Source organism: Rhodospirillales bacterium (genome assembly GCA_016710335.1).
In the GTDB taxonomy this organism is placed as follows: Bacteria; Pseudomonadota; Alphaproteobacteria; order Rhodospirillales; family Defluviicoccaceae; genus JADJXQ01.
This window is the reverse complement of sequence record JADJXQ010000002.1, coordinates 1-13299: the sequence shown is the minus strand read 5'-3', so window position 1 is coordinate 13299 and position 13299 is coordinate 1. Positions and strand designations below refer to the sequence as shown.

Annotated in this window: 12 protein-coding genes; 3 read left to right on the top strand and 9 right to left on the bottom strand. The window is 65.3% G+C overall.

Going from position 1 to position 13299, the window contains the following annotated elements:
• Nucleotides 1-73 precede the first annotated feature (73 nt).
• A complete protein-coding gene (locus tag IPM60_03330; protein ID MBK8906950.1) occupies nt 74-1159 on the top strand; it encodes an IS630 family transposase in 1086 nt (361 codons plus the stop codon).
• Between the two features lie 31 nt (nt 1160-1190).
• Here the strand turns inward: IPM60_03330 and fabI are convergent, their stop codons facing one another.
• From fabI to IPM60_03295, 7 genes are all read right to left on the bottom strand, one after another.
• On the bottom strand, nt 1191-2018 hold the full coding sequence (fabI, locus tag IPM60_03325; protein ID MBK8906949.1) for an enoyl-ACP reductase FabI: 828 nt from the start codon (nt 2016-2018) through the stop codon (nt 1191-1193).
• 48 nt (nt 2019-2066) lie between these two features.
• A complete protein-coding gene (locus IPM60_03320; GenBank protein ID MBK8906948.1) occupies nt 2067-3245 on the bottom strand; it encodes an acetate/propionate family kinase in 1179 nt (392 codons plus the stop codon).
• A gap of 5 nt (nt 3246-3250) precedes the next feature.
• On the bottom strand, nt 3251-4657 hold the full coding sequence (locus IPM60_03315; protein MBK8906947.1) for a bifunctional enoyl-CoA hydratase/phosphate acetyltransferase: 1407 nt from the start codon (nt 4655-4657) through the stop codon (nt 3251-3253).
• A gap of 126 nt (nt 4658-4783) precedes the next feature.
• Entirely contained in the window at nt 4784-6268 is a 1485-nt protein-coding gene (locus IPM60_03310) for a metal transporter (GenBank protein MBK8906946.1), read from the bottom strand.
• Nucleotides 6269-6903: 635 nt separating this feature from the next.
• A complete protein-coding gene (locus tag IPM60_03305) occupies nt 6904-7980 on the bottom strand; it encodes a threonine/serine dehydratase (GenBank protein ID MBK8906945.1) in 1077 nt (358 codons plus the stop codon).
• A gap of 29 nt (nt 7981-8009) precedes the next feature.
• Nucleotides 8010-8708, bottom strand: coding sequence for a haloacid dehalogenase type II (locus IPM60_03300; protein MBK8906944.1), 699 nt, complete (start codon nt 8706-8708; stop codon nt 8010-8012).
• Nucleotides 8709-8772: 64 nt separating this feature from the next.
• A complete protein-coding gene (locus IPM60_03295) occupies nt 8773-10767 on the bottom strand; it encodes a lytic transglycosylase domain-containing protein (protein ID MBK8906943.1) in 1995 nt (664 codons plus the stop codon).
• A gap of 328 nt (nt 10768-11095) precedes the next feature.
• Between IPM60_03295 and IPM60_03290 the strand changes: the two genes are divergently transcribed.
• Together IPM60_03290 and smpB are read left to right on the top strand one after the other, a co-directional pair.
• Nucleotides 11096-11971 (top strand): 4-hydroxy-tetrahydrodipicolinate synthase, encoded by an 876-nt coding sequence (locus tag IPM60_03290; protein ID MBK8906942.1) that lies wholly within the window; start codon nt 11096-11098, stop codon nt 11969-11971.
• A gap of 43 nt (nt 11972-12014) precedes the next feature.
• Nucleotides 12015-12491 carry an SsrA-binding protein SmpB gene (gene smpB / locus IPM60_03285; protein MBK8906941.1) on the top strand — a complete coding sequence of 159 codons (477 nt, stop codon included), beginning with the start codon at nt 12015-12017 and terminating at the stop codon, nt 12489-12491.
• A gap of 27 nt (nt 12492-12518) precedes the next feature.
• Here smpB and IPM60_03280 read toward each other — a convergent pair whose 3' ends face one another.
• Together IPM60_03280 and IPM60_03275 are read right to left on the bottom strand one after the other, a co-directional pair.
• The gene (locus IPM60_03280; GenBank protein ID MBK8906940.1) at nt 12519-13025 is read right to left on the bottom strand and encodes a tetratricopeptide repeat protein; all 507 of its coding nucleotides are present in this window, start codon (nt 13023-13025) and stop codon (nt 12519-12521) included.
• A 48-nt stretch (nt 13026-13073) separates the two neighbouring features.
• Nucleotides 13074-13299 (bottom strand): hypothetical protein (locus tag IPM60_03275; GenBank protein MBK8906939.1); only part of this gene is annotated, 226 nt, incomplete at its 5' end.

Here is a 13299-nt window from a genome sequence, read left to right as displayed (position 1 = left end):
TGCACTAGTGTACTGTTTCTAAAGTGTCGACTAATATCCTTGCGCGATGCACGATGCGGGGAGGATCAGTCGAATGGCGCGTCCGATCAAGCGGATCACGGCGGAGCCGGAGGTGGTTGGGGAGCTCGAACGCAGATCGCGGGCGACAAGCATTGAGGCACGGGCGAAGGAGCGCGCGTCGATCGTTCTCCTCAGGCTCGAAGGCCTTGGCGTTGTGGAGGTCGCCGCGCGGCTGGGCACGACGCCCACGCGCGTATCGACATGGACGAAGCGTTTCGAGACCAAGGGGCTTTCGGGCCTCGAGGACGAGCCGGGGCGCGGTCGCAAGCCGTCGATCCCGCCCGAGAAGATCAAGCGCGTCCTGACCGAGGCCACCCGGCCGCCTGCGCCGCGCAAGCGCTGGAGCGTGCGCTCCATGAGCCGCCACGCGGGCGTCTCGCCCTCCACGGTTCAGCGGGTCTGGTCGAAGAACGCCTTGAAGCCTCACGTGACCAGGACCTTCAAGCTCTCCAACGACCCGAGCTTCGAGGAGAAGTTCTGGGACGTGATCGGGCTCTACCTCAACCCGCCGGAGAAGGCGCTCGTGCTGTGCTGCGACGAGAAGAGCCAGTGCCAAGCCCTGGAGCGCACGCAACTCGGGCTGCCGCTCGCGCCCAAGCGTCCGGCCACCATGACCCACGACTACAGGCGCCATGGCGTGATCACGCTGTTCGCCGCGCTCGACGCGCTGGTCGGAAAGCTCATCGCGCGCACCGAGGCGCGCCATACCCACGTCGAGTGGCTCAGGTTCCTCAAGCAGATCGACCGCGAGACGCCCAAGGACCTCGATCTCCATCTGATCGTCGACAACTACGCCACCCACAAGCACGCAAAGGTGAAGGCCTGGCTGGCCAGGTACCCGCGCTTTCACGTGCACTTCACGCCCACGTCCTCGTCGTGGCTCAATCTGGTCGAGCGCTTCTTCGCCGACCTTACCGGAGACGTCATCCGTGCCGGGAGCTTCACCTCGGTGAAAGAGTTGGTCGCCGACATCAAGGCCTATCTCGCCCAACGCAACGCCGATCCACGCCCCTACACGTGGAAAGCCGAGGGAGCCGCCATCCTCGAAAAGATCCAGCGCGCCCGCGCCGCCTTGAACCGCGCCGAGCCTGCACTGTAGGATTATTGGTCGCCATTTCAGAGTCGGGTCACTAGCTGACGACGTGGTAGCCGCCGTCGATATAGATCGTATCGCCGGTAATGAGCTTGGCATAGTCGCTGGCGAGGAAGGCTGTGGCCATGCCGACGTCCTCGATGGTGACAAGCAGCCGGCTGGGGGCCCGTGAGGCCGCTCTTTCCATAAGTTCGTCGAAACGGTTGATACCCGAAGCGGCGCGCGTCTGGATCGGGCCCGGCGATATCGAATGGACCCGGATTTTTTTCGGCCCGAGCTCGGCGGAAATGTAACGTGCGGACGCCTCCAGGGCCGCCTTGACCGGTCCCATGACGTTGTAGTTCTCGACCACCTTCTCGGCGCCATAGTAGCTCATCGTGAACAGAGTGCCGCCGTCCTTCATCTGGGGCTCGGCCAGCCTCGCCATGCGAATGAACGAGTGGCACGAGATGTCCATCGCCATCAGGAAGCCTTCGCGAGAGCAGTCTGTGACGCGGCCATGGAGATCCTCGCGCGGAGCGAAAGCGATCGAGTGAAGGGCGATGTCGAGCTTGCCCCACTTCTGCGCGATCGCCTCGAACACCGCCTCCAGCTGTCCTTCGATTCGCACGTCGCAGGGCAGGTAGAGCGCCGCCTCGAGGTGCTCGGCGAGCGCCTGAGTGTACGACTTCGACTTCTCGTTGAGGTAGGTGATCGCCACCTCTGCGCCAAGCGCGCGGAACGCCAGTGCACAGCCATAGGCGATCGACTGGTTGTTGGCTATGCCGATGACCAGCGCCTTCTTGCCGACAAGCGGACCTTCCGAGCCTTCGACGTGTTTCCTCAGATCAGCAAAAAAGGCCTCTGTTGCCGTCAGGTCACCCATCTCATCATCTCCATTCTGCGGGCCCTCAACCAGCGCGTCATACGTTCTTCAGCTCCCGGCATTAAGCAGACGCGCCGTGTGAATGGCGATCATTCGCTCCTCGTCGGTGGGGATCACCCATGCCGATACCGGGCTTTCAGGGTTGGTGATGCACGCGCCGCCGGCGTTGTTCGCAGCCGGATCGAGATGAATCCCGAGCCACTCCGCGCGGCGGCAGACACGTTCTCGAATTTCGGCTGCGTGCTCACCGATGCCGGCGGTGAACACCAGGGCGTCGATCCCCTCGAGCACCGCCGCGAGCGCCCCAAGGTTCTTGGCGATGTGGTAAACGAAGAGGTCGACGGCCTCCGCCGCCTTCGGGTCGTCGCTCGCCAATAAGTCGCGCATGTCGTTGCTGATGCCGGATACGCCGAGAAGCCCCGACTCGGTGTAAAGGAGCTTTTCAATCGCCCTGGCATCCATGCCAAGAGCTTCCAGCAGATAGAGCATGACGCCGGGGTCGAGGGCGCCCGGCCGCGTTCCCATCGGCAGGCCGTCGAGGCCGCTGAAGCCGAGCGTGCTTTCGATGCTCTTGCCGTCGCGCAGCGCACACATACTGGCGCCGCTTCCCAAATGCGCAACGACAACCCGCGACACATTGGGAGCGTAGTCCGGCAGTACCCGCGCAATGTACTCGTAAGAGAGCCCGTGGAAGCCGTAGCGGCGGACCCCTTGCTCGAAGAGGCCCCGTGGAAGCGCAAACAGCTGAGCCACCTTCGGCTGCGTGTTATGGAAGCTGTTATCGAAGCAGGCGACCTGCGGCAGTGCCGGGTGAAATTCGGCGAGCGCCTTGATTGCGGCCAGGTTGTGGGGAAGATGCAACGGGAAGAACGCGACGAGCTTCTCGATCTCGGCAATGGCTCGTTCGTCCAGCCGGGTCGGGCCGGCGTAAGCAGCCCCGCCGAACACGACCCTGTGTCCGGCTGCCGCCACCTGGACGTTCGTAGCGTGCTCTTCTATCCAGCCGATGATGTAGTCGATCGCCTCACTGTGAGTGATTGCGCTGGGCCACCGATGCTCCCCCATAACCTCGCCAACTGCATTCTTGCAAGCGAAGCGTGGTTCGGTGCGGAGGCCTTCGACTTGGCCTTTGCCGAGAAACGAAAGCTCTGCGTTGCCGTCGTCTACATAACCAGCAAACTTGATGCTGGAGGAGCCGGCGTTGATGACGAGAAGGCCCGGTTCCATCATGGTTACTCCGCCACCTTGCCCATGACGAGGCTTCGGCGCTGGTCCTCGGCCATCAGCACCGAGAGGGCGCACGATGCCAGTCGGGTGCGGGCGCTGTCAGCGCGGCTCGTGAGCACGACGGGAACGCGCGCGCCGACGATAATGCCGGCCGCCTCGGCATCGGCCATGAACGTGAGCTGCTTGGCCAGCATGTTGCCCGCCTCAAGGTCAGGGACAACGAGGATATCGGCCCGACCGGCGACCGGCGAGACGATTCCCTTGGTCCGGGCCGCTTCCTCATCGATGGCGTTGTCGAAGGCCAGCGGCCCATCGAGAACACCTCCCTTGATCTGACCGCGCTCGGCCATCTTGCACAGCGCCGCGGCATCGAGCGTCGCCGGCATGTCGGGATTGACGGTCTCGACCGCGGCAAGGATCGCCACCTTCGGCTCGTCGAGCCCGAGGGCGCGAGCAAGGTCAATGGCGTTTTGGCAGATATCGCGTTTTGTTCTCAGGTCAGGGTTGATGTTGATGGCGGCGTCGGTGAGGATGATCGCTCGTTCATAGGTCGCGACCGCGAGGCAAAAACAGTGGCTGAGCCGCCGCTCGGTGCGCAATCCTGCTTCACGGTCGAGAACCGCGCGCAGAAGCTCGTCGGTGTGCAGGCTGCCCTTCATCAGATTGGCGACCTCGCCGCTGCGCACCAGTTGCACGGCCAGCACGGCGGCGTGATGGCTGTGTTCGGCGGGAACGATGCGAAAGGGCGTGATGTCGACATTTGCCGCCACCGCCGTGGCGCGAATCTTGGCTTCCGGGCCGACCAAGACCGGCTCGATGAGATCGCGCTCCGCCGCTTCGATCGCGCCCACCAAAGCGTCTTCGCTGCATGGATGAACGACGGCGGTGCGCATCGGCTCCAGCCCCTCGCAACGGGCGATCAGCTCGAGGTAGCGGTCCTCCCGCCTCAGCTGAACGATGGGCAGCTCGCGCAAGGGTGTGCGGATCTTTTCGGTGGGGGCCACCACCTCCGCCGTGGCGCGGAGGATATCCCCACCGTCGGCGCTGCAGTGGCAATCAAGCACGACTGTGCCGGTATCGGCGTGCTTCTCCCTGACGGTGACGACGGCGGTGGCGCGGATCCCTGTTGTCGCCGGTGCCAGGAACTCAAGCTTGACCGCGCGGATCGTCGAGCCAAGCCCCGGCAGGCGGGTGCCGAACACTGTGGAGACGAGCGCCGCCGCCCACATGCTCCCGGCGCCGGTACTCTCAAGAGCGCCTGCGATCGCTTTCCCCTCGGGAGCCATCAGGTTCTGGTTGCCGGTGATGGCTGCCCAGGTTTCGATATCTTCATGTTGCAGCGCCTGGGTCAGGCTCGCGGTGTCGCCGACCTGGATCTCGTCGAACGTCCTGTTCTCCAGCATGTCGTTCATCGAATGCACCTTCCCCGTGCCCGCGCCGACGCATCGTCGCGCGTGTGTCAAGTGCTGGAGCGGCTCGCGCTCGCCTCGTGGCCGCCAGGCGCGCCCGTGCGCGGCCTGACCGTGGGGTCCAAAGCGTTAAGCCGGTCCCGCAGCGGATTTTGACATGTCCAATTGAAACTTTACGGGCCCCCGGGCGCTCTTGCCCATGGCATCGGTAAAGACGCCGTTGACCGGTGCGCTCTTGCTATAGGGGCTGGTCAGGATTGCTACGTGCCCGCCCGGCAACGCCACCGTCTCGATCACATCGGTAGCATCAAGAAATCTGTTGCCGGCGGTGGCGCATGGCGGAGTGACCAGATCGTCCTTCGTTGCGTAGTTCTGGTACCACTTGACCCCGAGCCCGGCGAGGTCGCGGATGTTGAGCGGTTTGCCGAACAACTTGACCGGCAGGGTGCCGTCCTCGGTGATCGGTTGCTGGAAGCTGATAGAACTCATGTCGGCGGTCGCCGGCGGCAGATGGACCCGTTCCTTGCGCAGCCAGCGGTATAGTGCGGCCGGTGTCTTGCCGGGATTGCCCTTGGTCGCGCTCTGCAGTTTCGCCAGATTGAGCACGGTGATCAGCGGGGTCTCCCGGTCGATGGCGACGAAGCGCATCCCGAGCGACAACAGGTAGCCGTTGGCGACCATGTTGCCGTTGGGCATCGGCGACAGGACGAAGTTGCTGTGCAGTTGCGGCATCCCGCTGATCGCCTTGGAATGGGTCCCGTCGACCGGGGTCACGTTGGAGATCAGGGTGTCGCAAACGCCTGTCAGGGTCCCGGAAAGAAGATTCTTCAAGCAGATGTAGCCGCCCTGGCAGGTGCCGTTCAGGGTTGTCTTCTGGCCATGCCGCTCGACCAGCTTGCGGCAGAGATCCGCCGTCTGCGAGCAGTCGTCTTCTGGGGTCATCGTCTGCACCGCTTCGGTTTCCCAGATGTCTTTGACCACCCGCACGTAGGTCGGGATGCCGTCGTTGGCGAAAGCATGGGCGTAGCTTTTGTTCTCGAGCGGCAGAAACGCCAGGATGTTGACGCCCAACATATAGGGCGGAACGAGAAGCATCGGCTTCAGGTCACTGCGCACCGTGACCCCCTGTTTGTTGGGGAGCACTTGGTACATCAGGAACGACGGCGTCTCGGCGATGAGTTCGTAGCCCGGCGTGTTGAAATGGAAGCCGAACTCGTCTTTGATCTTTTCGATCTGCACGTTGAAGTCGGCGACCGCCGACATCACGTCGCCCTGTCGCCGAATGTATTGTTCGAGGGTCTCGCCCTCGCTGTCGAGAAAGGTGTTGTTGGTTGCCTTCAAGATGTCCTCGACCTGATCCCATAGGAACTTCGACAACTGTTCCTGGTCGGCCATAATGCCCCGGCTGAACAGTGACTGGCTGTGCTGAGCCACCTGGAACAGTTCGCTCCAGCTGAGTGGATTCTTCGCCGCCGCGTTGAAGGCAATGTCGGCGGCGATCATGAAGCTGTCCTCGACCTCCGCCCGTTCACGTTCGAGTGCCCGGTTCAACGAAATCACATAATGCCACCAGCTGCTTGCCAGTTCCTGCGCGCTCACGGCCAGCGTGCCCATGGTCTGGTTCTCCTCGTCTGGCAAACATGGATCGCCCTCGGGCTCACCGCATCTACCGATCTTAGTCCGCATTCCGCACAGGGTACAGCCAGTCGGGGGACGACCGGCCGCAGGCACCGAGGCAGTTACGGAGGGTGACGAGGCGCCCCTATTCGTTAGCCCGAACCGGCTCGCTCGTGGGGACAGATCCGATTAGCCGCAGTTAAGTCTGGTGGGGCGCAGTCGGCCGATCCGGTATTTCGCTGACGGACTCGTGCATAGCGCCCCCCAGCTTCGGTGGTGCTGGACACAGGACTATCCGAACCGAAATCACGCCCGGTCGTTCGAGCAGAGCGATCAGTGGCACGGCTGTCAGTTCTTGGGAGAAGTCTATGGGCCGGGAGCGAGACCTAATGAAAGGGAGGGCCAAGATCGCCGCCACTTTTTGAACCGATGTCTCAACCCGCGATCAGACGCTGGCCACGGCATCCCCTCTCCCGCTATTTGCGCTCGGTTGCCGGCCCGAGCGTTGGCTCCTTCTCTGCCGTTGCTTCAGTCTGAGGGTCGCGGGCGGAGGAGCGCTCGCATCCGGTTTCGGCGAGGTCCTGTTCGGATGCATTGAAGTCGGGTGAGCCGGGCGGCGAGTGTTTCGCAGTCTAGTTTTCTTCAACGCGGCGGCGGCGAATCTGATCATGCAACCCACCCTCGTCGCGGCGGGGCGGATCCATCTCTTGCCCGCCGGAGTTCGCCTCCGCGAGGATACGCACGAATGCATCTGCGTCCACGTTGCCGCCGGAGCAGATCACCGCAACCGTCCGGCCGCGGACCTCGACAGCGCCAAACAGGGCTGCGGCGAGCGCCACTGCGCCGCTCGGCTCCACCACCAGCTTGAAATGGTGGAACGCCGCCGCCACGGCGGCGGCCGTTTGCAGATCATCGACCGCCAGACCGCGGCCGATCAGGCGCCGGTTGATGGCGAAGGTCAGCGCCCCCGGCTCCGCCGCCTGGAGCGCGTCGCACAGCGTCCGGCCGCCGGGGAGAATGCCTACGCGGTGACCTGCGGCCAGCGAGCGCGCCGTATCGTTGAACCCCGCGGGCTCGACCGGCATCACCGAGGTTGTCGGCGACTTCACTGCGAAGGCAATGGCGATTCCGGCGGTGAGGCCGCCGCCGCTGCACGGCGCCAGCACCACATCCAACTCCGCCCCGAGGCGCGCGGCCTGAGCCGCGACCTCGATCCCGACCGTGCCCTGGCCCGCGATCACATCCGGATCGTCATAAGGCCGCACCAGCACCGCGCCCCGCTCAGCGGCCAGACGTTCGGCGATCGCCTCGCGGCTTTGGGTCTCGCGGTCGTAAAGCACCACCTCGGCGCCCCGGTTACGCGTGCCGGCGATCTTCGCCGCCGGCGCATCGGCGGGCATGACGATCAGCGCCGGCACGCCCACCAGCGCCGCCGCTGCGGCGACGCCCTGAGCGTGATTGCCGGAGGAGTAGCCGACGACGCCGCGGCGTCTTTCTGCGTGCGTGAGCCGGCAGATGCGGTTGAAGGCGCCTCGCAGCTTGAACGATCCGGTACGCTGCAATGACTCGGCCTTGACCAGGAGGCGCCCGCCGAGCCGGTCGTTGAGCGTATCCGATTCGAGGAGTGGCGTCTCGACGACCACTCCCACGAGCCGCCGTGCTGCGTCTTCGATGTCGGCGATGTCCGGGAGCCGACGATCTGACTCCATATGCGGCGGTTGCGCTTGCCCGCCCGTCGTCATCGGCCGAGCAGCGCCGGAAGGTCGGCGAGCGACCCGATCTCCGCCTCGGGTGCGCCCGGGAGCTGTTCCGGGGGGGCGCCCAGCCGGTTGATCCAGACGACACGGAAGCCGAAGTTGGCGGCACCGGTGGCGTCCCAGGCGTTGGAGGAGAGAAAGCAGATGCGCTCCGCCGGCGTCCGCATGCGGTCGACGGCAAGCTGATAGACGCTCGGATGGGGCTTGTAGATCTTGACCTCGTCGGCCGACATGATCGGCCCGAGCAGGCTTTCAAAGCTGCTCCGCCGCACCGCCGCGACCAGCATGCTAGGCGAGCCGTTTGAGAGGATGCCGGTCTTCACGCCGGCAGCCTTCAGGATGCGCAGTACATCGGCTGCCTCCGGGTAAGCGTCGAGCACGAAATACAGCTCCATCAGCCGTGTGCGTAGCGCATTGTCGACGATGTTGAGGGCAAGCAGGGCGTAGTCCAAGGCTTGGCCGGTCACATGCCAGAAATCCACATAGTCTCCGCGCAGGCTTCGGAGCCACGTGTACTCGATCTGCTTGGTGCGCCAGATCGTCGCCAGCCGGTCAACCCGTTCGCCCAGTACGTCACGGCAACGCTCCGCCGCCGCCGACAGATCGAACAACGTGCCATACGCGTCGAAGACGCAGACCTCGACATCCGTCAGTGTCTTCGCTGCAACGTCAGCTGGCATGGTAACCCTCCCGGGCGGCCTCTGCATGGACCGCTTCTGCTGTGCTTGGAGATTCTGCTTCCATTCAGCGCTGCAGGTCGCCTTCTAGCGAGATCGGCGTGTCGGGGCCGTTCAGCAGTCTGCGGTAAACCTGCAGGTGTTCAAGGGTGCGCTGGACGTAGTTGCGGGTCTCGCCGAACGGGATCAGCTCGACCCAGTCCACGGCCCGGTCGACGCTGACGCGCGGATCGCCGTAATCCTGCACCCACTGATTCGAACGGGTGGGTCCGGCATTGTAGGCGGCCAGCGACAAAACGTAAGAGCCGTCGAAGCGGTCCAGCATGCGGCTCATGTAGGCCTGACCCAGGATCAGATTGTACTGCGGGTCGAGGCTCAAACGGGTTTCCGAAAATGGCAGATCCAGCTTCTGGGCGACCACCTTGGCGGTCGCCGGCATCAATTGCATGAGGCCGCGGGCGCCGGCGTGACTGATCGCGTCCGACCTGTAGGCGCTTTCCTGGCGGATGATGGCGAGCACCAGCGGCGGCTCGACGTCGTGAGGGACGCCGCTGAGCACCCGCGGCACCGGCACGGCAGGATAGCCCTGTTCGATCAGCATGTTCTCGAGGCGTACCGCCCGCTTCGCGATAGCGATGGCCACGTCCGGCCGCCCGCTCTCGGTGGCGAGTCCGGCCGCCATCGCCGTCCAACCGCCGGAGTCGTTCAGATCGGCAAGGTGGTCGAGGAACGGCCACAGCCGCGACTGCTCGCCGATGGCCGCGAGAATGCGCACCGCTCGTGTCACCTCATGCTGCGCGAACGCCTCGGCCTCTTCCGCGCTCGGCTCGGGGCTGCGCGGCAGTTGCAGCGCGGCGCCGGGCTTCAGTCGCTGCGCCGCAAGCTGCCCATAGAACGTGGTTGGATGCCGGGCGGCTTTGGCCAGCCATTCCTTGGCCGCTTGGTTGTTGTTGCGGGCCTCGGCGGCGCGAGCCGTCCAGTAGGCGGCGCGGGCGCTGCTGATCGGATAGTTGACGCCGTCGTACATGGTCGCGAAGTGGGTGTACGCCCGCTTGGCATCTTGCAGGTAGCGAAGCGCGATCCATCCCGCCAGCCACTCGCCCTCGGCGAAAGCCATGCCGCTGGTCGCTCCGTGCTGGGAGGCGATGGTGTAGGCCTGTTGCTCGAGGCCCTCGGCCAGGGCACGCCGCGCCAGGATGTTGCGTTCGATCCAGAAGCGGTCCGGGTCGGCGCCTGTGATCGGGCCGTAGTCACGAAGCAGGGCACGGGCGTCGACGTCACGCTCCTTCTTGCGCCGCCAGCGCAGGCGTTCGTAAACCAGTCCGGGATCATTGCGGAGATGCGCTGGCACCGCGTTGACAGCGCCGTCAACGCCGTTGTCCATCTCGCGCAGCCGCAACCGCGCCACCGCCAGCGCCCGCTGGCCCGGATCGACCTTGGGAAGCAGCCGCAGGGCCTCCGGCTCGCGCCCGCGCCACAACAGAAAGTCGAGGCGAGCGCGATAGTCTTCCGGCGACAACAAGTGGCCCAAAAAGGTCAGGAACTCTTCCTCTTCCTTGGCGCCGAACGAGGCGTTCAGCCAGCCTTTGCGGGCGACCTCATTGGCTTCAACGTCATCGCCGATCGCGAGCAGGGCAAGCGCCAAGCGAATGCTGCCGTTGGCGGTGTCGGGCGTATGCTCGCCGAACCACGCGCGCACGGACTCGTACGGCTCCGCGGGCGAAATTGATTCTTCGGCGCGCCGGCGCAAGACGCGCTGGGGCCATTCCGGATGCTCCGCGAGGAAACGGGAGATGTCCGCAAAGCTCGCCTCGGTGTCGTGGCGAGCGTAATCGAACCAGGTGATCAATGTTCTGAGGACCGGATCGCGGGCGCGTTGGGAGAGACGACGGGCTTCCTCCCAGTCGCCGCGATCGACGGCCTGGAAGGCGGCCCGCGCGGTGGCGATCTCCGGCGTCCCCGGACCTCCTAGCCGACCGTCGGCCGCCTGGGCTGAAGAGTCCGAAGCCAACGTGATCACCACCAGGCAGAACAGAACGCGGAGGACCGAGATCAACGACACCGATGCCACCATTTGTTGAGCGTGCCACATCCAGACTAGTCGCGGTTTCGGCGCAACACCTGCGCAAGCCGATCCGCCTGGGCGGTTGATCCGGCATTCTAGGAAGTTGCCCGATCTCGGGCAACTTCCTGCACGGGGTCAACTGCAAGGGCCTGCACGGCGTGCGCTGCAACCCTTCGCACAGGGCCCTCGCACGGGGGTCTCGCACGTGGCCCTCGCACGGTGAATTGCAAAGCCGGTGCGAGCGGGCTATCGTCCGGCTGTGCCGCCCGCCTTGCCGCCTCTCATGGGTGGGCGAATGTGTCGAACGGCCAGAAGGAGAAACATCATGTTCCAGGGATCGTTCGTCGCCCTGATCACGCCGTTCGAGAACGGCGCCGTCGACGAGAGCGCCTACCGCGATCTGATCGAATGGCACGTGGAGCAGGGCACCGACGGCATCGTGCCCTGCGGAACCACGGGCGAGTCGCCGTCCCTGTCCCACGAAGAGCACAAGCGGGTCGTCGAGTTGTGTATCGAGACGGTCGCCGGCCGCCTGCCGGTCATCGCCGGCACCGGCTCCAACTCGACCACGGAGGCCATCGACCTCACCCGTCACGCCAAGGAAGCCGGCGCCGACGCGGCGCTGGTGGTGACGCCCTACTACAACAAGCCAACCCAGGAAGGCTTGTTCCAGCACTACAAGGCGATCCAAGACGCCGTCGCCATTCCGATCATCATCTACAACATTCCGGGCCGCTGCGTGATCGATATGAGCGTTGCGACGATGGCGCGCCTTGCCGAGCTTCCCAACATCGTCGGCGTCAAGGACGCCACCCAGGATCTCGCCCGCCCGATCCGCACCCGGCTGGCAATTGGCTCGGAGTTCTGTCAGCTGTCCGGCGAGGACGGCACGACGTTGCCGTTCCTGGCGGGCGGCGGCCACGGCTGCATCTCGGTCACCGCCAATGTCGCGCCGGCGCTGTGCGCCGAGATGCACCGCGCCTGGCGAGCCGGCGACCTGGGGGAGGCGGCGACGCTGAGCGACCGCCTGATGCCGCTGCACGATGCGTTGTTCTGCGAAACCAGCCCGTCGCCGGTCAAGTACGCCGTCAGTCTGCTCGGCAAGTGCGCCGCCGACGTGCGGCTGCCGCTTGTCGGTATCGGCGAGGCCAGCAAGCAGAAGGTTCAGGGAGCGATGCGGTCGGCCGGCGTCCTCAACTGATGCCGCGCCCGTTCACTCGGAACCGCACTTCTGTAAGCACTCGATGACGCAAAAAAAGAAGGGGCTCACCGCCGGCAACATCGTCGCCCAGAACCGCCGGGCGCGCCACGAGTACGCCATCGAGGACACCGTCGAAGCCGGCATCATACTCGCCGGCACCGAGGTCAAGTCGCTGCGGCACGGCCGCGCCTCGATCGTCGAGGCCTATGCGGAACCGCGCGGGCGGGAACTCTACCTCGTCAATGCCCACATCCCGGAGTACGACGCCGCCCGGCACTTTGGGCACCAGCCGAAGCGCCCCCGCAAGCTGCTGCTGCACCGTCGCGAGATCGAGCGTCTGCTCGGCGCCGTGCGCCGCAAGGGCATGACCCTGGTGCCGCTCGCCATACATTTCAACGATCGCGGCCTCGCCAAAGTGCAATTGGCAGTCGCCCAGGGCAAGCGCAAGTACGACAAGCGCGCCACCGAAAAAGACCGCGAATGGGGACGCCAGAAACAGCGGCTGCTGCGGGGGCGGTGAGGGGGGCGCTTCCTCAGCGGCGCTTCTTCAGCAGTCGGGCTGCCGGATGCAGGCGTGCAGGGCGGCGCGGGTGGCGGGACCGTAAGCGCCGTCCAGTGGGCCGGCGTAGCGGCCCCGTGACCTGAGGTAAGCCTGGACGCGGCGCACCTCGGCAGGATCGCTCAGTTCCAGCGCCCGCTCCGTGTCCGCGATCGCCCGCGCGCTCTCTCCCTGGCGGCGATAGGCCATGGCGCGCCGGTTGAACGCGGCGGCGTCCCGTGGCCTCAGAATGATCGCCTTGCTGAAGTCGTCGGTGGCACGGCCGTAGGCGCCCTCCTGCAGGTAGATGCCGCCGCGCAAATTAAGGGTCGCTGCCAAGTCGTCGCCGGCGAGGCGGCCGGAGGCGACGGCGCGGGTGCAGTGAAAGAGGGCCAGGGTCAGATTGCCTTGACTCCGCAGTTCGGAACACCGTGCGGCGTCTGCAGCGGCGCTCGCCGCGCCCGCACCTTCGTCTGCAGCAGCGGCCGGCGCCGCCCGCCCGTCAGCCAGCAGCACCGGCAGCAAAACGACGACGAGGCAGGTGACGCGGGTGCGGATGTTCGTTCACCGTTTCGCAAATTGGCCATTGCCGAACAGGATCGAGCGCGTGGCCTCGTCCATATCGCGGTTGAGCTCGGGGCCCGGCTCAGGAACCGCGAGGCCGCGCTGCACCGCCGGCCGGGCGTCGATAGCCTCGAACCAGCGCTTCAGGTTGGGATGATCCTCCAGGTTCTGCCTCTGCCGGCGCCACGGGCGGATCCATGGGTAGCATGCGATATCAGCGATCGAA